The following is a 24,872-nucleotide window of genomic DNA, read 5'->3' on the forward strand; positions in this document are numbered from 1 at the left end:
GTTTCCTCGTCAAGTCGTACGATGAACACGCCGCACATCGCGGAATGCTTCAGACCTGCTTGTCAGGTGTTGAAGGATTCTTGCAGGCTTGGCAGTGGGGCAAAATTCCCCATTTATTCACCCATCATGTGAGAAAACGCCCATGTTCGATTGGGAGGATCTTCGCTACTTCATCGTCTTCGCCCACGAGCAGTCATTGTCGGCGTCGGCGCGCAAGCTCAAGGTCGACCACGCCACCGTGGCGCGACGCATCAGCGCGCTGGAGAGTTCGCTGAACCTCAAGCTGGTGGACCGACGCCCTCGCTCCTATGTCATCACCGAGGACGGCGAACGCATCGCCCAGCTCGGGCGGCGCATGGAAAGCGAGTCGTTCGCGGTGCAACGCTCGGCGCTCGCCGGGCAGGAAAGCTTTACCGGCGAAGTCACCGTCAGTGCCCCGCCCGCCCTGGCTTGCGCGTTGATAGCGCCGCGGATCAAGGCGTTGCGCACCTTGCATCCGCAACTGTCTGTGCAGTTGATCGGCAGTCTGGACAGCGCTTCGTTGTCGCGGCGCGAAGCCGATATTGCCGTGCGCCTGAGCCGCCCCAAGGAGCCGGACCTGGTGGCGCGCAAGGTGGCGACGGTGCAGTTCCACCTGTACGGCTCGGCAGATTACTTGTCCAAGACCGCCCCACAAGATCTGGCGTTCATCGCCTACGACCAGACCATGGAGCAAACCCCGCAACAGGTCTGGCTCAAGCAACAAGCGGGGGATCGGCCGATCCTGCTGCGCAGCAATGATCTGAACATCCAGGCGACCATTGCCCAGGCAGGCGCTGGTGTCGCGGCACTGCCGTACTTCCTCGGCGAGCATTATGGCTTGCAAGCGATGGAGGCTGTGGGCGCGGGGCTGGCGCGTGAAGTGTGGCTGGTGGTCCACAGCGACATCCGGCACACCCCGTCGGTCCAGGCGGTGATGAGTTTCCTGGCGTCCTGTTTCGAAAACTGAGTCAGTGCGCCAAACACTGCTTTACTGATTCAGAATTCGAATCAACGGGAAGCGCCCCATGGACCGTCTCACCGCCAAAGACTTCGCCCCGGAACTGCTGGAGCTCTACGACTACTACGCCCACGGCAAGATCAACCGGCGCGAGTTTCTTGATCGAGCGGCGCTGTTCACCCTGGGCGGTTTGACGGCCAGTGCCCTCCTCGCCTCCCTGAGCCCGAACTACGCGCTCGCCGAGCAGGTTGAATTCACCGACCCGGACATCATCGCCGACTACATCACCTACCCCTCGCCCAAAGGCAACGGCACCGTGCGCGGCTACCTCGTGCGCCCGGCCAAAGCCANCGGCAAGGTGCCGGCGGTGGTGGTCGTGCATGAAAACCGTGGGCTCAACCCTTACATCGAGGACGTCGCACGGCGCGTTGCCAAAGCGGGGTTTATTGCCCTCGCACCCGATGGCCTGAGTTCGGTGGGCGGCTATCCGGGCAACGATGAAAAAGGCAAGGAGTTACAAGCGACTGTCGATCCGGAAAAGCTGATGAATGATTTTTTCGCCGCCATTGACTGGTTGATGAAAAATGACAAGACCACGGGAAAAGTCGGGATCACCGGCTTCTGTTATGGCGGCGGCGTGACCAATGCGGCGGCGGTGGCCTACCCGGAACTGGCGGCGGCCGTACCTTTTTATGGACGGCAGCCAAAGGCTGAGGATGTGCCGAAAATCAAGGCGCCGCTGCTGTTGCATTACGGCGAACTGGACAAGGGCATCAATGAAGGATGGCCGGCGTATGAGAAAGCGTTGAAAGCGTCGGGCAAAACTTACGAGGCATTCATTTACGCAGGCTGCAATCACGGTTTTCATAACGATTCCACGCCTCGCTACGATGAAGCCGCCGCTAAGCTCGCGTGGGACAGGACCGTGGCCTGGTTCAACAAATACCTGGTTTAGGCTGCGATCTTTCGGGTTGTTTGCAGGTGTGGGCTACGCAGCTATCGATTGCTTCGATCTTTTAAATCATGAAGCCGAATTTTTTATTTTTCAGCGGCGGGTTCAGGATGGCGCCACTTCTGATAATTCGGGCGAAAGCTTCATGAACATCAATTTTGCGTTTGCGTGCTTGATCGTGGTGTCGTTTGCGATTGCCCTGGGGCATGGCTGATCGCTCAGGCGTGCGCTTGCACCACTTCGATGCCCAGCTTGCGATAGTCGTCGATGTCGCCCGACGCCACGTGACGCTCGGTAATCAGGGTGTGCAAACGTGAGCACGGCACGACGATGTACGGTTCCACCGCACCCAGTTTGTCCGCCGTGGTGACGGCGATCACTTGAGAGGCACTGTCAAACAGCGCCTGCTTCACTGGCACCTCATCAAAATGCAGCGAGCTGATGCCGACCTCCGGATGAATCGCACAAACCCCGGTAAACAGCACGTCAGCCTTGATGCCCTGCAACAAGCGCACGGTCTCGTGACCGCTGACCGACATCGTCGCCAGGTTAAGTTGCCCACCCGCCAGAATCACCTTGATGCCGGGGTATTGCGCGAGGGTAATCGCGGTCAACGGCGATGTGGTGATGGCCGTGATGGAGATAGTCGAAGGCAAGGACCGGGCGATCTGCAGCGTGGTGCTTCCCGAATCGAACATCACGATCTGACCGTCCCGGACGTGTCGTGCGGCGAGTTGCGCGAGGTGCACTTTCACCTCGTCGGTTTCACCCACCCGAGTGAGGAAATCCTTGCCCGTGTCCTTGGGACGAGGCAGCGCGCCACCGTGCACACGTTGCACCAGACCGGCGTTGTGCAGTTCCGACAGATCGCGGCGAATGGTGTCTTCCGAAACGGCGAAATGCTGGCTCAACTCCGAGGCCATGACCTTGCCGTCGCGTTCGAGGATCAGGAGGATTTTTTGCCGGCGCACGGAAGGAAGCTCGGCTGCCGAATGCTGATCTTGCATGTTTATGCCTGATTTTGCGTGTTTGTGCGAGATTAGCCAAACCATTGCACAAACACAATCGCGGTTTTTTTTCTGGCAAACTCCCCCGGCGCCTCCCTCCAGAGCAATCAACCCATGCATTTCGCCCTTGTCTCAAACGGTTCCCTCCTCACGCCTGAGCTGCCCGATGCAACCGTGCCGTGGTGGAGTTTCACCAAGACGGTACTCGCTGCTGCGGCGTTGTCGTTGGTGCGTGATGGGTTGATCGCTCTGGATGATGTTGTGCCTGAAGGCCCGTTCACGTTGCGTCAACTTTTGCGGCATGAAGCGGGGCTTGCAGATTACGGTGAGCTCGCCGACTACCACGCCGCCGTTGCCCGCCATGAGACACCTTGGCCAGCCGCTGAAATGCTGCAACGGCTTGATGCCGCCCGGTTGCGTTATGCACCGGGAGACGGTTGGCGATATTCGAACGTCGGTTACCTGTTCATCGTCAAACTTGTTGAGCGCATCACCAGCCTCCGACTTGAGGAAGCGCTGACGCAACGCGTATTCGCCCCCCTCGGTTTATCGCGCATACGCCTCGCCACGACCCGTGCCGACCTGGAAGGCGTGAATATGGGAACGGCCTCAACTTACGACCCGGGCTGGGTTTATCACGGGTTACTGGTCGCTCCGCTTGCTGATGCGGCGCTGTGTCTGGACCGTTTATTGGGCGGGCACCTGTTGCCGCAATCACTGCTGCGGGAGATGCAAACGGTACGCACGCTGGGCGGACCGATGGCGGGACGTCCTTGGGTGGTTCCGGGTTACGGCCTCGGTCTGATGCAGGGCATGGTGGAAGATGGCATGACCCTGAGTGGTCACACGGGAGCCGGACCGGGCAGCGTCGTTGCGGTCTACCGCTGCGTTGATGACGGCCGTTCGGCGAGTTGCGCGATTTTTGATGAAAGTGGCAACGAAGGCGCTGTGGAGGCCGAGGTCGTGCGCCACCTGACAAGCGAGTCACTTGAATAAATCTGAAAATCATCTGACCCGCCTCCCCCACCAAGGGCGGTGATACCTCAATGCGGCGAGCACACAAGACCTGTGGCGAGGGCAGTCAGACCTCGATGTGGGGAATTCACAAATAAGTTTGGCGAACCCGGATCATTCAGATAAACCGCGTGCACTGGATTTACGACGGCGGTGATACCTCAATGCGGCGAGCACACAAGACCTGTGGCGAGGGCAGTCAGACCTCGATGTGGGGAATTCACAAATAAGTTTGGCGGATTGATGGATCACTTTGGATGTGCGTCAGTTGCTAGCGACTCGCGCCCCATCACCGGGCGTCACCAACGCCTTCAACGAAGCATCAAACTGCTTCAACGCATTCAGCTGCACCGCATTTTGCTGGTCAATCTGCGCAGCAATCTCCGGGGCGGCTTTGCCATGAACCCAGACCGAAGGCATCTGCTGCTCACGTGATCCTTCAGCCTTACCAATGTATTGCAGGTTCGAGTCGTAGAACTTGGCCAGGAATCGCGCTTCGACCTGGTTGTTGCGCTTGGACACCAGACGGCTGTAAGTGTCCAGCATCACCACCACATCGGGGTGGGCTTGCACCAGGGCGTCGAGATTGTCGTAGACGGTCACCGAAGCGAATTGTTTTTGCAGCGAGCCCATCAGCCAGTTGATCGCCAGTTTCGGATCGGAGCTGTTGACGAAGGCGTTGCTGATGCGCGAATCCAGCGCCGGGTTCTTTGCCCCATTCAGCGCGACCGAATGGTACTGCTCAAGGTATTCGATCGTATTGAGGGTGTTTTCGCTGTAGAGCACGCCCACCGATTGAGTGTGCTGCAAGCTGGCGGTGCTGTCGGCGATCGGCAGGAAATGGCAGGACGGGTCGGCCGCGTAGGCCGGCACGGTGGCGGCAACACTGCCAGTCAAGACGGCGACAAGGGCCAGCAAGGTAGAGATTCTCATCGCGCAGGTTCCTTCAGAGGCGACTTTGGTATGACGCTATCCTCCTCTCATGACAAAAAAACAGAACTTGCATTCCTTGATGGTGATTATTGATTAAACGAATGGTTGCGAAGTGAGGCGTCAGGGGCGACTCAGCGCCCGCCCCTGAGGTTGAACGTGATGGCGAGTGGATATCTGCGCGAAGCCGATTATGCTTCAGGAAACCTTGCAGTGATGCGAGGCCGTCAACCTGTGTGCATGCTTCGCGCAATCCGTATTCCGACGACATCAGCCCAAGGGCCTGGGTGCGGCAAAAGGTAATGAGCGACTCCGGCCTATAACAAGAACGACGGAGAAGACTCATGGCCGCAATCGACAACACTTCCACGGGCAGCGCGCCCCACCACGGCATCACCAAGGAGGAGCGCAAAGTCATTTTTGCCTCATCCCTGGGCACCGTGTTCGAGTGGTACGACTTTTACCTGTATGGCTCCCTGGCCGCGATCATCGCCAAGCACTTCTTCGCCGGGGTCAATGAGACAACGTCCTTCATCTTCGCGCTGCTCGCGTTCGCCGCCGGCTTCGCGGTGCGCCCCTTCGGCGCCATCGTGTTCGGGCGACTGGGCGACATGATCGGGCGCAAGCACACCTTCCTCATCACCATTGTGATCATGGGTATCTCCACGGCCGTGGTGGGTTTTCTGCCCGGCTACGCGACCATCGGCGTGGCGGCACCGATCATCCTGATCACCTTGCGCCTGTTGCAAGGCCTGGCGCTGGGCGGTGAATACGGCGGCGCGGCGACCTACGTCGCGGAGCATGCGCCGAAAGGCAAACGTGGTTATTTCACCTCATGGATTCAAACCACTGCGACCCTCGGCCTGTTCCTTTCACTGCTGGTGATCCTCGCCTGTCGCACCGCCCTCGGCACCGAAGCCTTCGAGGCCTGGGGCTGGCGGATTCCGTTCCTGTTGTCGATCCTGCTGCTGATTGTTTCGGTGTACATCCGCTTGCAGCTCAGCGAGTCGCCGGTGTTCCTGAAAATGAAGGCTGAGGGCAAGGCTTCCAAGGCACCGCTGACCGAATCCTTCGCCCGCTGGGACAACCTGAAAATCGTGATCATGGCCCTGCTCGGCGGCACCGCCGGCCAGGCGGTTGTCTGGTACACCGGGCAGTTCTATGCGCTGTTCTTCCTGCTGCAAACACTGAAGATTGACCCGCAGACCGCCAACTTGCTGATCGCCGGATCGTTGCTGATCGGCACGCCGTTCTTTGTCATCTTCGGCAGCCTGTCCGATCGCATCGGCCGCAAGGGCATCATCATGGCCGGCTGCATTCTCGCGGCGTTGACTTACTTCCCGATCTTCCATGCGTTGACCCAATACGGTAACCCCGACGTGTTCGTCGCGCAGGAGAAGAACCCGGTCACGGTGATCGCCGATCCCGACCAGTGCTCGTTCCAGTTCGACCCGGTGGGCAAGGCCAAATTCACCAGTTCCTGCGACCTCGCCAAGACCGTGCTGGCGAAGCGGGCCATTCCCTACAAGAACGAGAAGGCCGAACCGGGCACTGTCGCGCAGGTGCGCATCGGCGACAAAGTGGTCCAGAGCTTCGAAGGCACCGGCATGCCGGCTGCCGACTTCAAAGCCAAGAACGACGCCTTCACCGCCGCCCTCGGCACCGCGCTCAAAGAGGCCGGCTACCCCGAGAAAGCCGACCCGGCCAAGACCAACTACCCGATGGTGCTCCTGCTCCTGACCATCCTCGTGATCTACGTGACCATGGTCTACGGCCCGATCGCCGCCTGGCTGGTGGAGCTGTTCCCGGCGCGCATCCGCTACACCTCGATGTCGCTGCCCTACCACATCGGCAACGGCTGGTTCGGCGGCTTCCTGCCGACGGTGGCGTTCGCCATGGTCGCGGCCACGGGTGATATCTACTACGGCCTCTGGTACCCGATCGTCATAGCGGTGATGACGGCTGTTCTGGGCATATTCTTCATGCCGGAAACCAAGGATCGGGAGATTCATCACACCTGAGGCTGGCACCTGCCCTCTCGTGCGAGCGAGAGGGCCCTTCTGCTTCGGATCAAACGGTCTACGCTCATCCCAGTGCTTTGTAAAACGAATTGAACCCCGCGCATCATCGTGTTTTCGAAACTCCATAAGCGCCGATCTTTGATCACGAGCAGCGCCATTGGAGAGGAATTCCCGATGAACCATAGACTGCTGTTTCTGCTCGCCAGCCTGAGCCCCACGCTGGTATTCGCCGAAGGCTGTGACGTCCTGACCCGATCCCAAAGCCCTTCGGTTCCGGTGGTCGAGTCCCATAGTTGCTATGAGTACGAAGGCATGCCGGTGAACGCCATCGACTGGTCATGCAGCAATGAGAGCAAGGAAATGCTCACCAGCACCAAGAAAAAAGTCGAACAGTGCGACGATCATTATCAGGCCTCCTGCATCGCGACCCTGACCCAGGAATCCTTGGCCAACCCTCACTCCACCAGCAAGGACAAGAACAGCAAGTCGCTGAACATCCCCGACAATGCCCAGGTCACCACGTATTACTACGGTGCTGAACACTTGGCCCAATCGAAGATTGATTGCGAATCGGGCGGTGGTCACTGGAAAGCGAAGTGATGTCGCTGGCTGATACGTCGCCGTTACATCGCGCGATTCGCTGTATCCGCGGTGTTACCTTACCGACCGAGTTGTCACTTCTGCGGTGCCCGGCGGGCCAATAGAGTATTGGCTTCGGTGGGTTGGTCGGGTCGAGAACGTCTCGAGCCGACTGTCCGCCGATCCCCCCATCACGGAAGAGGTGACACCATGAGTTTCGTAACTGTTGAAAAAAACCAGAGCAGCGCCCCGTCGGAAGCCGATATGAAAAAGGCCATGACTGAATCTGGCGGCAAACCCGGGGAAGTCACCGGGACCAACGCGGCCCGGAAGCTGACGTACACCGGCACGGTCAATCACACCGTGTATGAGAACAAGCTGATCGAGATTGCCGAGGGCAAACGAACCAGTTGGAACTTTGTCTGGGCCGACGCGAAGGTGAGTACACCGGCGCATTAAGGCTACGGCGGGGCGGTCGCACGGCCGCCCCGCTGTTTCAACTCGCGGCCCCCTTGATACAACCCGGTTACGCAAGCTGATACGTTGCCGATTCCTGCCCGATGAATCGCCCACTCCTCTGTAACGCCAAGACACTTCGCCACCCTGAATCTTGCGCCTACTGTGAAGCCATCAATGTGTTTAGAGGGCGCTGCCCGATTACTTGTCGGATTCGCTGCCCGCTGGCCATTGATTGCCTAACACAACCAAGGAAGAGGAAAGCCATGAGTAAGTCGAGCGCTGTAAGCAAGCAAGCTCTGCAACTTCACAATGATGTGCAAGAGGCCCTCAAGTCGTTCCAAAGTCTCGCCCCAGCGAGCCTGAAAACGTCGGACTACAGCAAGGTGCTGACGTCGACCCTGGCGGCCACTCAAAAATCGGTCACGATCGAGATCGCAGCCGATGACCTGACACTGCTCAAGCAGTCAGGCTACAAGCTGTGCTTCGCCAAAAAGGTCGGCAACGAAGCCTATAACGTTGTCTGGCAGTCCTATGACAAATACCTGAGCAACAATGGCTTCAGCTGGACTCCTCAGTACCAACTGTTCGGGTCCAATACTTTTCAGGCTGACGTGACGGTGAAGGTCTCGACCAACATCGTCACGATCGGCCTTGGGCAGCAATCGATACTCAGTCCGGAAGGCTTGCTGGGCCAGGCGGTGACCGGCGGCCCTGACATTTCCATTACCCTGGATAACGAATACGGCCCGATCCACCCTGGCATCAACCAACTGTCTGTCGGTATCGACGGCAAGCAGGTCAGCACGCCGATCTACGTTGCCACAAACCAGGTGGTCACCGGCAATACCGTTCTGACCCCTGTCGAGACTATTCTCGTGTGGTTCGAACAGAACGTGCAGACCAGCACCATGTTCAGCACATCGCGGTCCAAGGCCATCGAAATCGACCTGACTGTCGTTAACGATGCAACCCGCCTCTACGAAGGCGGGGCATGGAAAACCGTGTAATCGTCGCACCCGGGGGCAACCTCGCGGTTGCCCCTTCCACTCAAGGAACATCACCGCTTCCCCGGGCGAAATAGCCCGTCAACGACCGACAGATGGACTCCGCCAGATCTTCCTGTGTCGCGATGCCGTAAGGTTGATTGCGATCGAACTGCTCGGACCAGCGGATCCGCCCCTGTGCGACATCAATCAGGCGCACCGATGCCCGGACACGGCTCGGTTCCACCCGCACGCTGCCCTCAAGGGAATAGTTGCCGCGCCCGGCACGCACAACGTCCAGCGCCTTGACGCTGGAGCGTGACACCTTCATCAACACGTGGTTGCCATGGCTTTGCGCCTGCTCGAACGACTCGAACAGCCGGCAGCTCAATTCTTCAGACAAGCCCTTGGTGAAGTCATCGCCGTCGCGGGTGATGCAGGTAAACGGCTGAATTTGCAAAACAGGATGGCGAGTCGCGATGGTTTTGGGTCTGATCCGCTGGTAAGCCAGCCGATAACAACCGGCCGGTATGCTCAGGCGCACCGGGTCTTGCTGCCCCAGGGTGGCGTAATGGATCGCGAGTTTGCGCCGCAACCGGCCCACCTGCACGCGCACCACCGGATCGTCGCCCGTGCAGTAAACCGCCGGGTCACGGCGAAACACCGCGATGCCGATGGCATGCTCGGTGAGCGGGACATTGGAAAATTGAAGATCGTGATCGACCAGGAAACGCAGCAAACTGCCCATGCGCCTGGACTTGGCAAACACCGGACTGGCCAGCAACAGCGCCAGCACCCGCTCTATCTCTTCGTGATCGAGTGGCTCGGGAACGCCCTCGGCACTTGAATGGCCTACGTGCTTGATTACCATTGCCTGCCTCCGTGCAGGTTACCGACAATCGCTCGCCACCCCTGTAGAAGTGGATATTGATACTGAAGTCGTACTCCATGGCCACGCTCAACGCCCGAGCCCGCAAAGGCTCGGACGCTGCAACGTCGAAGCTTAGCAGCCGTAACGAAATGGGGAGGATATTGTGCTGATCGCGGCGTTCGCCCAGGTCATCAGCAGCAACGCGTGGTGCATTGCTTGCCGCCGTAGCGGGCTTCCTGACGCTCGCGAAGAAACGCTGAATGGCTCATCACCGGCTCTTCCGGGTGTTTAAGCGTCATCTGGGCGACATAGTTGTCGTAATCGGGGACGCCGACCATCAAACGCGCGCTCTGGCTGAGGAAGCGGACGGCTTGCTGCAGTTTACGGATCATGGAAACGCTCTCATTGTGAGGGGGGACAGGGCCATGAAAGCGCACTTATGTATCTGGAATGTGTCCGCGCGACAATGTGTCCAATACCAGCCATCAACCGCAACGCATAACCTGTAGCAGCTGGCGAAGCNNNTATGGCCGGGTAGTCAGTGGCCCGGGCGTTTCTGCTGATCCGTAGTTTTCAGCAGTTTCTGCACCTGTACCAAACCCGCCCCTCGTCCAACAATGAGCAAAGCACGGCCACAGTTTGTTAATATCCACCCGTTTTTTTCGTCTGACTCATCAGGCGCTACAGATTTCCCGTCGCAACACAGGAATGCTTTTCCATGAGTACGTTGTTTACCCGCCGCACGGTACTGCGCGGTATGGGCTTGTTGAGTCTTGGCCTGCTCGCCGGCTGCGATGACAGCTCCAGGCTGTCGTTCAAGTACGGCAAGGACCTCAGCGACAAGATCATGGGGCGTACCTTCAAGCTCAAAGATGCCCAGGGCGAAACGAAGATGCTCACCAGTTATCGCGGCCTGATGCCGATGGTGTTCTTCGGTTTCACCCAGTGCCCGGCCGTGTGCCCGACCACCCTGGCCCGCGCCGCCCAGGCCAAGAAGCTGATGGGCCGCGACGGCGAGATCATGCAAGTGGTGTTTATCACCCTCGACCCGGAACGCGACACGCCGCAAATGCTCGACGCCTACGTCAAGTCGTTCGACCCGAGTTTCGAGGCGCTGCACGGCACCCTGGAAGAAACCGCCGCCACCGCCAAGGAGTTCGGCGTGTTCTTCGAAAAGATTCCGAGCGGTTCGACCTACACCCTTTCCCACACCGCGACCAGCTACGTCTTCGACTCCCGGGGCACCTTGCGCCTGGGGCTGTCCGCGTCTCTTACGGCTCAAGAGTGCGCAGAAGACCTGCTCACCGTCATGGAAGTCTGCTGATGAATTCGATCCACGCAAACACCGTTTTCTCGCGACGTGTCAAACAAGTGGTCCTGGGATGCGCCCTGATCGGCATGGCCTGGCAGGTATCGGCGCAAACCAAAGTGGACGACGCCTGGGTCCGCGCGACCGTTGCCGGCCAGCCATCGACCGGCGCCTTCATGACGCTGCAAGCCGACAGCGACAGCAAGCTGCTCAGCGTGCAATCGCCTGTCGCCAAAATGGTACAAATCCACCAATCCAGCATGAAAGACGATGTGATGAGCATGCGTCAGGTCGAGTCCGTCGCGCTGCCGGCCGGCAAACCGGTGAGTTTTGATCCTCACGGCTACCACGTGATGCTGATGGACCTTACGGCGCAGGTGAAGGAAGGCGACCAGGTGCCGCTGACCCTGACCGTGGAAAACGCCAAGGGCGAGAAACAGTCGATCAAGGTGGACGCCGAGGCCCGGGCACTTGGCATGGCTGATCACAGCAAGATGCATTAACGGTCGGGGCGTCTCAGGGCGAGCGACTCTTACTTGACGAGTCGCTTCTCCTTGGAAGGCCTGTAGCCGAAATACGCGCTATAGCACTTGCTGAAATGACTCGGTGAGACAAACCCGCACGCCACCAGCACGTCCACTTGCGATAGCTCTGTGTGCTGCAACAAGCGCCGCGCCTCGGTAATCCGCAGCTCCATGTAATACCGTTGCGGTGTGGTGCCCAGTTGCTCCTTGAACAAGCGCTCAAGCTGTCGGCGGGAACGCCCCGCGTAGACCGCCAGTTGGTCCAGCTCCAGGGGTTCTTCGAGGTTGGCGTCCATCAGTTTGACCACTTCACGCAGCGGCGCGCTGACNCAGACATTTTCCGTCGGCTTGATGCGCCGGTAGCGCGACTCCTCGAACGCCAGGATGTCCTCGATCCCCTCGACGAGCGCTTTGCCGTACAGCCCTTTGATCCAGTCCAGCGCCATGTGGAAGGCCCCGGAAGGACTGGACGCCGTGAGCCGGTCTCGATCGATGATGTAGGGCTCGCTGCTGACCTGCGTCGCCTTGCAGAAATCCGCTAGCGCCGGGCGATGTTCCGGGTGAATCGCGCAACGGTATCCGTCAAGCAACCCCGCCTTCCCCAGGAACCATGCACCGTTCCACAACCCGGCCAGGCTGACACCCTGGTCTGACGCGGTCCGCAACAGGCTGATCAAGCCTTCGCTGGCCTTGAGTTCAGTCCTGTAGCCTCCGCAGATCACCAGCAGGTCCAGCGCTTTGACCGCTGCGCAATCGATACGGGCATCGGGCCGAATGACCAGGCCCAGATCGCTGACGACCTCGCCGTCGTTCAAACCAAATGTGCAGGAAGAGAACGATTCAGGTCGTAGCAGATTGGCTGTGACCACCGTATCCAGCGCCTGGGTAAACGCCGGCAGGGAGAAATGTTCGAGCAGCAGAAAGCCTGCGCGGACCGTTTGCCGGGTCCCGTCAGGGTGTTCATTCAGATAGCGAAGGTTCTTGCCCTTCATGCCTCCGCTGAATTGGCGTCGTTCGATCAATGCTCGATCCACTCCATTACGTACCGAACCGGTTGTCTGGTGCGTTGATAAGGCGCCATGTTAACCCGTGGCGCCACTATGGCGTATCGACTCGAGCGCCAGACAGCGCTCTGCCTCAGTTATTTATACTCAAATGCCAGCTTAATAATATTTTACCGATACCAGGGTCATCCCTAGTCTTGAGCCCAAGAAATGGCAGGTCGTTCGCGACCTCACTCCAACTTCGAAGGGTATTGAGATGACCACCGAAAAAATAAAAACAGATACGCTGATTGTTGGCGCCGGTCAGGCTGGCGTGGCCATGAGTGAACACTTGAGCAAACTCGGGGTGCCGCACCTGGTGCTGGAGCGCAACCGCATTGCCGAGCGCTGGCGCACCGGGCGCTGGGATTCGCTGGTGGCGAATGGTCCAGCGTGGCACGACCGGTTCCCGGGTCTTGATTTCGACGACCTCAGTCCCGACGAATTTGCCCCGAAAGAACGCGTTGCCGATTACTTCGAGGCCTACGCCAAGAAATTCAATGCGCCGATCCGCACCGGCGTCGACGTGCTGAAGGTTGAGCGCAATGCCGGTCGCCCGGGCTTCACCATTGAAACCTCTGAAGGCGTGATTGAAGCCAACCGCGTGGTGGCGGCCACCGGGCCTTTTCAGCGTCCGGTCATCCCGCCGATTGCGCCGAAAGATCAGCCTTTCATGCAGATCCACTCCGCCGACTACCGCAACCCGGCGCAACTGCCTGAAGGCGCGGTGCTGGTGGTCGGCGCGGGGTCGTCCGGCGTGCAGATTGCCGATGAATTGCAGCGTGCCGGGAAGAAGGTTTACCTCTCCGTCGGTGCCCACGACCGCCCTCCTCGCGCTTACCGCAACCGTGATTTCTGCTGGTGGCTGGGTGTGCTGGGCGAGTGGGATCAAGCGGCGATGAAACCGGGTCGGGAACACGTGACCATCGCGGTCAGCGGCGCCCATGGTGGCCGCACGGTGGACTTCCGTGGACTCGCCCATCGCGGCATGACGCTGGTGGGGCTGACTCAATCGTTCAACGGTGGCGTGGCGACGTTCCAGCCGAACCTGGCCGACAACCTGGCGCGCGGCGATGAGAACTATCTGACGCTGCTGAATGCCGCCGATGCCTACATCGAACGCAATGGTCTGGACTTGCCGGAAGAACCGGAAGCGCGCCACGTGTTCCCGGATCCGGAGTGCGTGACCCATCCGATTCTCGAGCTCGACCTGGTCAAGGCCGGCGTCACCTCGATCATCTGGGCCACCGGTTTTGCCACGGATTACAGCTGGCTCAAGGTCGATGCCTTCGACGATAACGGCAAGCCGCAGCATCAGCGCGGAGTGTCGAGCGAGGCTGGCGTGTATTTCCTCGGCCTGCCGTGGCAGTCCCGTCGCGGCTCGTCGTTCATCTGGGGTGTCTGGCATGACGCCAAGTACGTGGCGGACCACATCGCGATTCAGCGCTCTTATCTCGACTACCACGATGCGGCGCAACGGGAGGCTGAACAGGCCCCGGTCGCCCTCAAAACCACGGTCAGTGCCTAAGCCTTTTCTGTCAGGAGCTCAAAATGTCCACGCCAACCCATACCCGTATTCGCATGTTCAACACCAAGGAAACCTACCCGAACCAGAGCCTGGACAACGACCTGTGCCAAGCGGTCCGGGCCGGCAATACCGTTTATGTTCGCGGCCAGGTCGGGACGGATTTCGAGGGCCGGCTGGTGGGTCTGGGTGACCCGCGTGCCCAGGCTGAGCAGGCCATGCGCAACGTCAAGCAGTTGCTGGAAGAGGCTGGCAGCGACCTGAGTCACATCGTCAAAACCACCACCTACCTGATCGACCCGCGCTATCGCGAGCCGGTGTATCAGGAGGTGGGTAAATGGCTCAAAGGCGTGTTCCCGATCTCTACCGGCCTGGTGATTTCCGCACTCGGGCAGCCGCAGTGGTTGATGGAGATTGATGTGATTGCGGTGATTCCTGAGTAAAGAAGTAGACCGCGTCGCGGCCATCGCAGGCAAGCCAGCTCCCACAGGGTTAGTTGTCGTGCACAAAATTTGCGGCCACTAAAAAAACCTGTGGGAGGGGGCTTGCCCGCGATGGCGGCCAAACAGACACCTCATTTGCCAAGGCCAACCAAGGAGCAAAACCCATGACCTTCTCCATCGCCGCCCGTTGCCCCGAAACCGGTCAGTTCGGCATTGCAATCAGTTCCTCCAGCATCGCCGTCGGTGCCCGTTGCCCCTGGCTGCTGCCAGGCGTCGGCGCTGTCTCCACACAAAACATCACCTTGCCGTCGTTAGGCCCGGAAGTGCTTGCCCTGATGGAGCAAGGCCTGGCGCCCGCCGAAGCGCTGGACAAGGTGTTGACCCGCAACGGCTACAGCCAATACCGCCAGATCACCGCCATCGACCACCTCGGCCAGACCGCGCATTTCAGCGGCGCGCAAACCCTCGGCAACCACCACGCCGTCTCCGGTGAACAATGCGTCGCCGCCGGCAACATGCTTGCCGACCGTTCGGTGATCGAGGCCATGGTCGAAGCGTTTGAACACGGCGAAGGCCAACTCGCCGACCGCTTGCTCGCTGCCATGAAAGCGGCCATCGCCGCCGGTGGCGAAGCCGGGCCTGTGCATTCGGCGGCGATGGTGGTGGTCGGCGAACTGACCTGGCCGATCATCAACCTGCGGGTCGATTGGGCGGATGAAAATCCGATCGGCCAACTGGAAAAACTCTGGGACGCTTATCGCCCCCAAGTTCAGGACTACATCGACCGCGCCCTCGCCCCCGACAAGTCCCCCGGCTACGGCGTCGCCGGAGACGACCGATGAGCAGCAGCAGCCGTGATTTGCTGGAAACCCTGGTGGCGTTCGACACCACCAGCCGCGAATCCAACCTGCACCTGATCGAGTTCGTTCGTGATTACCTCGCGGGTTTCGATGTGCCTTGCGAGCTGATTTACAACGAGCAGCGCAGCAAGGCCAATCTGTTCGCGACCATTGGCCCGGCGGATCGGCCGGGCATCGTGCTGTCGGGGCACACCGACGTGGTGCCCGTCGACGGCCAGCCGTGGACGGTTGCGCCATTTGAACTCACCGAGCGCGACGGCAAACTGTTCGGGCGCGGCACGGCGGACATGAAAGGCTACATCGCCTGTGTTCTCGCCCTCGTTCCGTCGCTGGTGAAGGCGAAGCTACGGCTGCCTGTACACATTGCGCTGTCTTACGATGAGGAAGTCGGCTGCCTTGGCGTGCGCTCGTTGCTGGCGGAGTTGGAGCAGCGCCCGGTCAAACCGATGCTGTGCATTATCGGTGAGCCGACCGAACTCAAGCCGGTGCTGGGTCACAAGGGCAAGCTGGCGATGCGCTGCGAAGTGCATGGCGAAGCGTGCCACTCCGCCTACGCGCCGCTGGGGGTCAATGCCATCGAATACGCCGCCGAACTGATCGTTGAGCTAGGGCGGATCGGCAACCGACTCAAGGCCCCCGAGCATCACGATGCGCGGTTCGATCCGCCGTTCAGCACCGTGCAAACCGGGGTGATTTGCGGTGGCAAGGCCTTGAACATCGTCCCCGCCGATTGCCGCTTCGACTTCGAAATCCGCGCGTTGCCCTCGTATGATCCGAGCGAAGTGGCGCAGGCGTTGAAGGCCTATGCCGAGCAACAGGTGTTGCCGCGCATGCGGGCCGTGAGTGAACAGAGCGAGATCCGATTCAGCCAGTTGTCGGCGTATCCGGGATTGGCGACTGATGCGCACAGCGAAGCGGCCGAGTTGATCGCCATGTTCTGCGGCTCCCGAGCATTCGGCACCGTGGCCTTCGGCACCGAGGGCGGCCTGTTCGATGCCGCCGGAATCCCCACCGTTGTTTGCGGCCCCGGCAGCATGGATCAGGGCCATAAGCCCGACGAATTCGTCAGCCTCGAACAACTCCATGCCTGCGACGCCATGTTGCAACGGATGCTGTTATCGATCACTGAATAGCAAAGATTCCGAACACCCAAAAACCCCTGTGGGAGCGGGCTTGCCCGCGATGACGGCCTGACAGTCAATGATGATTTGACAGACAGACTACCATCGCGGGCAAGCCCGCTCCCACAGGGTTTTGCGGTGACCAAACGACCTATTTTTTTTAACGTCTATACCCACAATCTTACTAATTTATCTATCCGCCCCCACCGCACATCATCACTCCAACAAGAAAAGCGTCGCCCCCGTGCGGCGCTCACCGAAGTACGTCCACGTACTCAAATTGCCTTGGAGTCCGTCATGGTTACCACCGCAACAAACGCCGCCCCGCTCATCGAAAAACACACCATCGGCTACGTGCCGCCCGAAGATCGCCACGGCAAGACCCGCGACCTGTTCACCCTTTGGTTCGGCGGCAACATCGCCCCGCTGCCCATCGTCACCGGCGCCCTTGGCGTGCAGATGTTTCACCTCAACCTGGTGTGGGGCATCGTCGCCATCCTCGTCGGCCACCTGGTCGGCGGCGTGCTGATGGCGCTGCACTCGGCGCAAGGTCCGCAAATGGGCATCCCGCAAATGATCCAGAGCCGCGCCCAGTTCGGCTCCCTCGGCGCGCTGCTGGTGGTGCTGATCGCCGGCATCATGTACATCGGCTTCTTCGCCTCCAACATCGTCCTCGCCGGCAAATCCCTGCACGGCGTGGTCGACAGCGTGCCGGTGCCGGTCGGCATCGTCATCGGCGCCCTCGGTTCCGGCATCATCGGCATCATCGGCTACCGGTTCATCCACGTGCTCAACCGCATCGGCACCTGGGTGCTCGGCGCCGGCATCGTGCTCGGCTTCGGCTACATCTTCACCCACGTACAGACCGCCGACTTCCTCACCCGTGGCAGCTTCAACATCTCCGGCTGGCTGGCTACCGTGTCGCTCGCCGCGCTCTGGCAAATCGCCTTCGCCCCCTACGTCTCCGACTACTCGCGCTACCTGCCGGCCAACGTGCCCGTGGCCGCCACGTTCTGGACCACGTATCTGGGCACCGTGCTCGGCTCCAGTCTCTCGTTCATCTTCGGCGCCGTCGCCGTCCTCGCCACCCCCGTGGGCATGGACACCATGGACGCGGTCAAGCTCGCCACCGGCTCCATCGGCCCGTTGATGCTTGTGCTGTTTTTGCTCAGCGTCATCAGCCACAACGCCCTTAACCTCTACGGCGCCGTGCTGTCGCTGATCACCCTGGTGCAAACCTTCGCCTACCGCTGGATCCCGACCGCCAAAAGCCGCGCCGTCCTCTCCGTCATCGTCCTCGCCGCCTGCTGCTTCGCCGCCGTCGGCGCCTCCGCCAACTTCATCGGCCACTTCGTCGACATGGTGCTGGTGCTGCTCGTGGTGCTGGTGCCGTGGACCGCGATCAACCTGATTGACTTCTATGCGATTCACAAAGGTCAGTACGACATCAACTCGATCTTCAAGGTCGATGGCGGGATCTATGGACGCTACAACCCGCAAGCGTTGCTGGCGTATGCGATCGGGATCGCGGTGCAGATTCCGTTCATGAACACGCCGCTGTACGTCGGGCCAATCTCCGAACACATCAACGGCGCTGACTTGTCCTGGCTGGTCGGCCTGCTCATCACCTCACCGCTCTACTACTGGCTGGCCAATCGCGACACCGCCTACAAACGCCGCCTCTCCACCGGAAAACTCGCCAACTCGATCTAACTCACCCCGCAATCCCTGTAGGAGCGAGCCTGCTCGCGATGAGGCCCTGTCAGCCAAAACAGATTTTCCTGACAGGTTCCCCTCGCGAGCCTCCTGCTTATGCTCCGACATTCAATGAACCCAGCCAGCGTCTGATTAACAGTGCCTCGCTCGCCACAACAGGTAACGCTCTTATCATCCCAACGCACTCAACGTGCTGACAGCCGTTCTGTTGCTGGTCGAGCTATGGGCAATCAACCGAGTGCGCAAAGCCGAAGGCAAATCGACCAACAAACTCTTGTGGATCGTGGTGATCGTGTTTGTGCCGCTGATTGGGGTGGTGGCGTGGGCATTGGCTGGACCGAAACACACCGACCACAATCCGCATTCACCCCAGGCCAGGCAATGAAGTCGGGAGGGTTCGCGATAACCCGCTTCTGATCGACAGGGGCGGGCCCACGGACGGCCCCTCGCTGGAGATTCTCGGTCTTGAGCTGAACTCAGCCCCCCTTCGACAGGCCGTGAAACGACACGGTGCCGCTAAATCATAGCAATCAATGGCGGTAGAACGATCAGGCCTTCAAGGAGAATGGGTAAGCGCCGGCATTGAGTCCGGACTGACAATCGTAAATGTTGACTCAGGGTCGTGCCCGAGATTAACCGGTCGATATTGGCCTTTAGGCTCACGGTCGGGATGGGGTGCCGCGAGCTTCCCGATCTTCATTCGGGTCAGGACGCTCTTATCGACGTTGTCATGAGCAATGGGTTTGCGACGCAGTAAACCCGCATTTTTATAGAGCGCGGCTAAAAACCTATTGGCGTCAAAATATTCGTCATGAAGTTGCCCGCCAACACATTCCCTGGGCCACTCGGCATCGGAAAAAATACGATCATTGCGGGTTCTCGTTAACATCCAACGCAACGGCGTAGCTTCCAACCCAACCGGTGCTGATTCACCCTCACCAAATTCTTTACCGCAGATCAACGCTTCAGGGCCTTTGTAATAGCCACCACCGATATCGGCATGTGCACCCGCAAACCAGACTTCCTCTAGCGTTTGCTGCTCATATTGCGGCACACCGAAACGCTGAAGGCGAAAACTATCGCGCTGCTCGTCCAGGGACATCGCGTGATAACCCCGTCTCGCATAAAGTTCGATTCGATGCCCGTCTGGATCCTCATCAAGGCCTAGCCCTACTGCGGGAACGGTATCAAACACTCCTACCACTTCCACAGTGACCTTTCTATCTGAAGGTTTATCTCCATAGACCTCTATGTTGTTCTCCTGACGATACTTTTTCAAATCACCGCGCAAGTCACTTTCAAAAGTTGCACTACCAGTATTAGATCGATGATAAATCTTATACATATTGGAGACTTTACTGTGAAAGTTCCCTGCCCACCACAATAGGAATGTGTCGTCTAGCGTATTGGAGGCTACGGTCGCTGGCTTCGCCAACCCCGCAAATTCGATAAAGCCGTTAAGTGAGCGCGCAGTGAACGCTCCGCGACTGAATCCGAATAAAAAGATTTGATCCTCTGGTTTGTAGGCCTCAACCAAAAAACGATAGGCCTGACGAATATTCATACTCACGCCGGTCCCGAATGCGGCACCGCTGATAGGCGAGGTAGGGCTGGTACCCACACCCTTGTCATAATAGGGAATGACCGGATCGCCCAGTTCTATTTTTGTGTCCAAACTGCCTTTAAGTGTTCTGGACAACGCCAGTTCATACAGGCGCCAAATATTGGTGCTGTCTTCCTTGTCATTGGCAGTTCCATCCAGAAGCACGACAAGTCTTCGCCCCTGCACATGCTTGAATAAGCAATCGAGGAGTTTCCATCGAGCCTGAACCTTATCGTAATCATCATCGGCTTTTCCTTTCGGAAAGCTCTCTCGACCAGGACAGCTCTCTGCTTTAGCCAGCAACAAGTCATCAAACTTCACCTTTTCTTGCGGCTGCACCCCTAAACGGTCTGCACGATTGCTGACTGGCGTATCAAGATTTTGAGAAACGGTAGAACAACCTGAAAGCAAAAGAACCAATGGAAAAATTAGGTTTCGCACAGTCCGAACTCCCTGGGTTGATTGGAGCAATCGTTTGGGTAATGTAACAACGACTCGCACTCTTTCCCTCATCACCAGCATAGATTCGGCAATTGAAGTGCGCAAATCGTAAAGCGAGTTTAGTGTTTCCTGTGAAAATGCAATAACTTACAGTCGAGTTTTTGTGTCTTTCAAGAAATCCCGTCTTCTGCCATAAACCCGACTACACTCCCCTCGTGAATTATTCGCTTGCCTGGACAGATTTACTTCCGCTTCGAAGCAGTATTGGACGCGAATAAAATAGATGTCGGAGAGTAATCCAATGCCTCTACCCAAGCTCGTTGCACGGCTCATGGCCTGGCTCCCTTGCGCGGCAGGCATTGTCGTATTGACTTCATGTACACACCTGGCAATGGAGCCTTGCGAAGACTATGAAGTTTTGGGAGTCAGAACGCCAGGAACAGTCAGAATACGAACCGAACATTACAGAGCCATGATTGCAGAACCTAAATTAGCGTCAAAGCGACTTGCCCCTTATGCATTAATGTCAGCTTATACCTATCGGGTCCCCCCTCACTGCATATATCCAAAAAAGGTTCCCGAAGCAGTCACAGCACAAGAAACCACGCTCAAAAAAGAGATACTTGAAATCGGAATAGAGGAAAGCCATTGGGGGGAGCGAGAAGAACTCAGCATTCCCGATTCTGCTGTCCCGCCAACGTTTGGCTGCGAGGATAAAACCGGGCTAATGTACAACGTCTGGGAACGCCAACAAGACAACCAGACCATAGTAGTAGTCGCTTTCCGTGGGACTTCTGGGGATATCGGGGATTGGATTTACGGTAATTTATGGTGGTTTACCAGAATCCTTCCGAGTGACAATCAATTCGACCTTGCTCGAGTCCATATGCAACGAATCATCTATCATTATGAAGCAGACGCAACGATGAAAGGGATGCGCCCACCCAGATTTATAACTACCGGGCACTCGCTGGGAGGAGGAATTGCTCAACATATGTTGTACTCATTTCCGAGTCGCGTGGAGCAAGCGATCGTATTTGACCCCTCCCCAGTAACCGCTTCGGCAGACGCTTCAACGAAAGCCAACGAAGTTATGGATTGTTCTTGCTTACCTCAACGTCTTAAAGATATCGGCGTAAATCTAGGCACTGAAGCGCGAATCCTTCGTGTTTATTTTGATTATGAAATTCTCTCGATCTTCAGATTACCGCACAAGATTTTTTTCAAACCTCTCCCCTATGTTCAGGAGATAACCTTCAATCTTTCGGGATCTTTAAATCAGGTGACTCGCCATTCAATGAGCGATCTTGCCGAAGCTATCCATAAAGGAAGCGGGAAAGAAACGGCTTATAATCGTGGCGACGAGTGGATTGCCAGCGCCAATGAAAAATGCAAAATAAAACTCAGAAATGATCAAGCGCGTAGTTGTACAAGTATGCATTCAGGCAGTTTCCCGGCTCCATGCATGGTTGACGAGCCAGTTCGTTACGCTGAAGCCTGTTTGACGTGGTCAGGGCTGCAGCATTCGCGTTTTCCAGCGTTGAGACCCGCGTACTTGACGCCTCACCTCATTAAGTGGGAAAACGTGCACGGCCCAAACGGAAGCATTGGCGTACGACACGAATCAAGGAAGACTCATGAAAACCCTAGTGTGTTTGCTGATCGCCACCGGCGTCGGCACTGCGCTGCAATACGCCGGTATCCCCCACGGCCTGTTGCTAGGCTCGATACTCGCGAGCGCGTTGATCGCCAGCAATCTGCGATTTTCCCCCACCCTGCCCTTCGGCCTTGGCTACGTGCAAATCGTGCTGGGGATCGCGACCGGTCTGATGTTCACCTCGTGGGACAACCACACCGTGGCGGCCATGTTGCCCAGCCTCGGATTCATGCTGCTGTGCCTGATGATCCAGAGTTCCGTGGCCGGTTTCTGGTTGTTCAGGGTCTCGGGCTGGAACCTCAAGGACTCGCTGTTATCCGTGTACCCGGGCGCACTCGCCGCCGTGTTCGACTTGATCGAATCTGAACGTGCGTCCAGCAAAGTGATCGTCGTGCACCTGGTCCGCCTGTTGTCGATCACCCTGCTGGTCAGTTTTTGCATTCCCGGGCACATCGACGTCGCGCTTGCCCAGAGCAGCCCGCTAGACGTGAGTACGGCGCTGACCCTGCTGTCGCTGATCGCCTTGTGCCTGTTGCTCGGCCGCGTGCTGTTGAGCGTCGGCGTGCCGGCGCCGTTCATGCTCACCGCCATCGTGCTCACCGCTGCCTACATCAAGCTGGGTTACCTCCAGGCGTTCCACCTGCCGCAGTGGAGCGTCGACTCCGCCTCCGTGCTGATCGGCGTGCTGATTGGCTCTAAATTCAAGGACATCAGCTTCGCCGAGCTGGTCCGCCATGGCCGCGCCGGGCTGCTCGCCGTCGGCCTCATGTTGCTGATCGCCGCCGCGTTTGCCGGCGTGGCCGGGCGGGTGCTGGGCAGCGATCCGCTGTCGTTGTGGCTGGCGTACATGCCGGGCGCCATTGAAACCATCGCCATCGTCGCGTTCAGTGGCGGGCTGAACGTGGTGTTTATCCTGACGCATCATTTGGTGCGAATGGTCGTGCTGCACTTTGCCCCGGCGCTGATCGTNNAGGCGCGAAACCATCGTCATCGGTCATTTCTGCGCAGCACCGCAACGCCTCCCACTGTGGAGGCGGTTTGCTTTGTGCTGAGGGGAGGAAGGACTAAACGGGAGAGATTGTGGCCAGGGCACCAATCAAAATGGTTAACACCAGAAATCCGCCGAGGAAAATTGCCATCTTGCCCATAGGGCCTCCTACATTATGAGTTTACGGTGCAGTGACTGCGCGACTGCGGACCGTGCTGTCATTGTGAGCGGGCGGCTGGGTACATTACAGAGGCAGATGGCGAAGGAAAATACGGATCAGATCGATTAATCGGCAGCTGCCGAGCAGCGCGAGGCCTGTCTTTTTACGAGGACCCGGCGAGGGGACGCTATCCACGGCAACCCCTACTCTATCGCAAGCGAGCGATTCCTGCAGCTTGACGCCTCACCTCATTAAGTGGGAAAACGTGCACGGCCCAAACGGAAGCATTGGCGTACGACACGAATCAAGGAAGACTCATGAAAACCCTAGTGTGTTTGCTGATCGCCACCGGCGTCGGCACTGCGCTGCAATACGCCGGTATCCCCCACGGCCTGTTGCTAGGCTCGATACTCGCGAGCGCGTTGATCGCCAGCAATCTGCGATTTTCCCCCACCCTGCCCTTCGGCCTTGGCTACGTGCAAATCGTGCTGGGGATCGCGACCGGTCTGATGTTCACCTCGTGGGACAACCACACCGTGGCGGCCATGTTGCCCAGCCTCGGATTCATGCTGCTGTGCCTGATGATCCAGAGTTCCGTGGCCGGTTTCTGGTTGTTCAGGGTCTCGGGCTGGAACCTCAAGGACTCGCTGTTATCCGTGTACCCGGGCGCACTCGCCGCCGTGTTCGACTTGATCGAATCTGAACGTGCGTCCAGCAAAGTGATCGTCGTGCACCTGGTCCGCCTGTTGTCGATCACCCTGCTGGTCAGTTTTTGCATTCCCGGGCACATCGACGTCGCGCTTGCCCAGAGCAGCCCGCTAGACGTGAGTACGGCGCTGACCCTGCTGTCGCTGATCGCCTTGTGCCTGTTGCTCGGCCGCGTGCTGTTGAGCGTCGGCGTGCCGGCGCCGTTCATGCTCACCGCCATCGTGCTCACCGCTGCCTACATCAAGCTGGGTTACCTCCAGGCGTTCCACCTGCCGCAGTGGAGCGTCGACTCCGCCTCCGTGCTGATCGGCGTGCTGATTGGCTCTAAATTCAAGGACATCAGCTTCGCCGAGCTGGTCCGCCATGGCCGCGCCGGGCTGCTCGCCGTCGGCCTCATGTTGCTGATCGCCGCCGCGTTTGCCGGCGTGGCCGGGCGGGTGCTGGGCAGCGATCCGCTGTCGTTGTGGCTGGCGTACATGCCGGGCGCCATTGAAACCATCGCCATCGTCGCGTTCAGTGGCGGGCTGAACGTGGTGTTTATCCTGACGCATCATTTGGTGCGAATGGTCGTGCTGCACTTTGCCCCGGCGCTGATCGTGCAGGCGCGGCGCTGGCGGGCAGAGTGATTGCCGAGAACGGCTGATTTTTTTCGGAGCGCTTGCCACCNNTTTGCTTTGTGCTGAGGGGAGGAAGGACTAAACGGGAGAGATTGTGGCCAGGGCACCAATCAAAATGGTTAACACCAGAAATCCGCCGAGGAAAATTGCCATCTTGCCCATAGGGCCTCCTACATTATGAGTTTACGGTGCAGTGACTGCGCGACTGCGGACCGTGCTGTCATTGTGAGCGGGCGGCTGGGTACATTACAGAGGCAGATGGCGAAGGAAAATACGGATCAGATCGATTAATCGGCAGCTACCGAGCAGCTCATTGTGGCGAGGGGGCTTGCCCCCGTTGGAGTGCGGAGCGCTCCCNAAAA

24 protein-coding genes are annotated in these 24,872 nt (G+C 58.6%); 18 read left to right on the forward strand and 6 right to left on the reverse strand.

The features are described 5' to 3' along the window. Positions 1-142 precede the first annotated feature (142 nt). From B7L09_RS03740 to B7L09_RS31915, 3 genes are all read left to right on the forward strand, one after another. Entirely contained in the window at positions 143-988 is an 846-nt protein-coding gene (locus B7L09_RS03740) for a LysR family transcriptional regulator (RefSeq protein WP_094467799.1), read from the forward strand. 58 nt (positions 989-1,046) lie between these two features. Further along, complete coding sequence (gene yghX / locus B7L09_RS03745; RefSeq protein ID WP_094467800.1) at positions 1,047-1,934, forward strand: YghX family hydrolase; 888 nt, start codon at positions 1,047-1,049, stop codon at positions 1,932-1,934. Positions 1,935-1,962: 28 nt separating this feature from the next. Beyond that, the gene (locus tag B7L09_RS31915) at positions 1,963-2,145 is read left to right on the forward strand and encodes a hypothetical protein (protein WP_176457658.1); all 183 of its coding nucleotides are present in this window, start codon (positions 1,963-1,965) and stop codon (positions 2,143-2,145) included. 4 nt (positions 2,146-2,149) lie between these two features. Here the strand turns inward: B7L09_RS31915 and B7L09_RS03750 are convergent, their stop codons facing one another. After that, positions 2,150-2,938, reverse strand: coding sequence for a DeoR/GlpR family DNA-binding transcription regulator (locus B7L09_RS03750; protein WP_094467801.1), 789 nt, complete (start codon positions 2,936-2,938; stop codon positions 2,150-2,152). Between the two features lie 114 nt (positions 2,939-3,052). Here B7L09_RS03750 and B7L09_RS03755 point away from each other — a divergent pair, with 114 nt between their 5' ends. Continuing rightward, positions 3,053-3,934, forward strand: coding sequence for a serine hydrolase domain-containing protein (locus tag B7L09_RS03755; RefSeq protein WP_094467802.1), 882 nt, complete (start codon positions 3,053-3,055; stop codon positions 3,932-3,934). Positions 3,935-4,216: 282 nt separating this feature from the next. Here B7L09_RS03755 and B7L09_RS03760 read toward each other — a convergent pair whose 3' ends face one another. Further along, on the reverse strand, positions 4,217-4,885 hold the full coding sequence (locus tag B7L09_RS03760; RefSeq protein ID WP_094467803.1) for an ATPase: 669 nt from the start codon (positions 4,883-4,885) through the stop codon (positions 4,217-4,219). A 341-nt stretch (positions 4,886-5,226) separates the two neighbouring features. On the opposite strand from B7L09_RS03760, the gene B7L09_RS03765 reads away from it, so the two are divergent. The 4 genes from B7L09_RS03765 to B7L09_RS03780 all read left to right on the forward strand — a co-directional run bounded on the left by B7L09_RS03765 (position 5,227) and on the right by B7L09_RS03780 (position 8,948). Further along, a complete protein-coding gene (locus tag B7L09_RS03765; protein WP_094467804.1) occupies positions 5,227-6,903 on the forward strand; it encodes an MFS transporter in 1,677 nt (558 codons plus the stop codon). 174 nt (positions 6,904-7,077) lie between these two features. Beyond that, positions 7,078-7,503: a hypothetical protein gene (locus tag B7L09_RS03770; RefSeq protein WP_094467805.1), complete on the forward strand. Its 426-nt coding sequence runs from the start codon at positions 7,078-7,080 to the stop codon at positions 7,501-7,503. Positions 7,504-7,692: 189 nt separating this feature from the next. After that, the gene (locus B7L09_RS03775) at positions 7,693-7,941 is read left to right on the forward strand and encodes a hypothetical protein (protein ID WP_094467806.1); all 249 of its coding nucleotides are present in this window, start codon (positions 7,693-7,695) and stop codon (positions 7,939-7,941) included. Between the two features lie 263 nt (positions 7,942-8,204). Then, the gene (locus tag B7L09_RS03780) at positions 8,205-8,948 is read left to right on the forward strand and encodes a hypothetical protein (protein WP_094467807.1); all 744 of its coding nucleotides are present in this window, start codon (positions 8,205-8,207) and stop codon (positions 8,946-8,948) included. Between the two features lie 40 nt (positions 8,949-8,988). Here the strand turns inward: B7L09_RS03780 and B7L09_RS03785 are convergent, their stop codons facing one another. Both B7L09_RS03785 and B7L09_RS03790 read right to left on the reverse strand, forming a co-directional pair. Continuing rightward, the gene (locus B7L09_RS03785) at positions 8,989-9,795 is read right to left on the reverse strand and encodes a hypothetical protein (RefSeq protein WP_094467808.1); all 807 of its coding nucleotides are present in this window, start codon (positions 9,793-9,795) and stop codon (positions 8,989-8,991) included. Positions 9,796-9,986: 191 nt separating this feature from the next. Next, positions 9,987-10,187, reverse strand: coding sequence for a YbdD/YjiX family protein (locus B7L09_RS03790; protein WP_094467809.1), 201 nt, complete (start codon positions 10,185-10,187; stop codon positions 9,987-9,989). 326 nt (positions 10,188-10,513) lie between these two features. On the opposite strand from B7L09_RS03790, the gene B7L09_RS03795 reads away from it, so the two are divergent. After that, positions 10,514-11,119, forward strand: coding sequence for an SCO family protein (locus B7L09_RS03795; RefSeq protein ID WP_094467810.1), 606 nt, complete (start codon positions 10,514-10,516; stop codon positions 11,117-11,119). Beyond that, positions 11,119-11,607: a copper chaperone PCu(A)C gene (locus B7L09_RS03800; protein ID WP_094467811.1), complete on the forward strand. Its 489-nt coding sequence runs from the start codon at positions 11,119-11,121 to the stop codon at positions 11,605-11,607. The genes B7L09_RS03795 and B7L09_RS03800 overlap by 1 nt, the downstream gene beginning before the upstream one ends. A 29-nt stretch (positions 11,608-11,636) precedes the next feature. Here B7L09_RS03800 and B7L09_RS03805 read toward each other — a convergent pair whose 3' ends face one another. Next, positions 11,637-12,620, reverse strand: coding sequence for a GlxA family transcriptional regulator (locus B7L09_RS03805; protein WP_094467819.1), 984 nt, complete (start codon positions 12,618-12,620; stop codon positions 11,637-11,639). 268 nt (positions 12,621-12,888) lie between these two features. On the opposite strand from B7L09_RS03805, the gene B7L09_RS03810 reads away from it, so the two are divergent. The 6 genes from B7L09_RS03810 (at position 12,889) to B7L09_RS03835 (ending at position 18,721) form a co-directional block, all read left to right on the forward strand. Further along, positions 12,889-14,199, forward strand: a complete 1,311-nt coding sequence (locus tag B7L09_RS03810; protein ID WP_094467812.1) for a flavin-containing monooxygenase — start codon at positions 12,889-12,891, stop codon at positions 14,197-14,199. Between the two features lie 23 nt (positions 14,200-14,222). Next, a complete protein-coding gene (locus tag B7L09_RS03815) occupies positions 14,223-14,639 on the forward strand; it encodes a RidA family protein (protein ID WP_094467813.1) in 417 nt (138 codons plus the stop codon). 164 nt (positions 14,640-14,803) lie between these two features. Further along, the gene (locus tag B7L09_RS03820; protein WP_094467814.1) at positions 14,804-15,481 is read left to right on the forward strand and encodes a DUF1028 domain-containing protein; all 678 of its coding nucleotides are present in this window, start codon (positions 14,804-14,806) and stop codon (positions 15,479-15,481) included. Then, positions 15,478-16,632 (forward strand): acetylornithine deacetylase, encoded by a 1,155-nt coding sequence (argE, locus tag B7L09_RS03825; RefSeq protein ID WP_094467815.1) that lies wholly within the window; start codon positions 15,478-15,480, stop codon positions 16,630-16,632. The genes B7L09_RS03820 and argE overlap by 4 nt, the downstream gene beginning before the upstream one ends. Before the next feature lie 285 nt (positions 16,633-16,917). Next, positions 16,918-18,333, forward strand: coding sequence for a purine-cytosine permease family protein (locus tag B7L09_RS03830; RefSeq protein WP_094467816.1), 1,416 nt, complete (start codon positions 16,918-16,920; stop codon positions 18,331-18,333). 193 nt (positions 18,334-18,526) lie between these two features. After that, on the forward strand, positions 18,527-18,721 hold the full coding sequence (locus B7L09_RS03835) for a PLD nuclease N-terminal domain-containing protein (RefSeq protein WP_094467817.1): 195 nt from the start codon (positions 18,527-18,529) through the stop codon (positions 18,719-18,721). Between the two features lie 171 nt (positions 18,722-18,892). On the opposite strand, the gene B7L09_RS03840 is transcribed toward B7L09_RS03835, so the two are convergent. After that, positions 18,893-20,380, reverse strand: a complete 1,488-nt coding sequence (locus tag B7L09_RS03840) for a phospholipase effector Tle1 domain-containing protein (protein ID WP_158491240.1) — start codon at positions 20,378-20,380, stop codon at positions 18,893-18,895. Between the two features lie 1,637 nt (positions 20,381-22,017). On the opposite strand from B7L09_RS03840, the gene B7L09_RS03845 reads away from it, so the two are divergent. Then, on the forward strand, positions 22,018-23,187 hold the full coding sequence (locus B7L09_RS03845) for an AbrB family transcriptional regulator (RefSeq protein ID WP_255141744.1): 1,170 nt from the start codon (positions 22,018-22,020) through the stop codon (positions 23,185-23,187). A 315-nt stretch (positions 23,188-23,502) separates the two neighbouring features. Beyond that, the gene (locus tag B7L09_RS03850; protein ID WP_094467818.1) at positions 23,503-24,519 is read left to right on the forward strand and encodes an AbrB family transcriptional regulator; all 1,017 of its coding nucleotides are present in this window, start codon (positions 23,503-23,505) and stop codon (positions 24,517-24,519) included. The last annotated feature ends 353 nt before the right edge of the window (positions 24,520-24,872 follow it).

Origin of the sequence: Pseudomonas mandelii, from assembly GCF_002251635.1 — a bacterium.
GTDB classification, from domain to species: Bacteria; Pseudomonadota; Gammaproteobacteria; order Pseudomonadales; family Pseudomonadaceae; genus Aquipseudomonas; species Aquipseudomonas mandelii_B.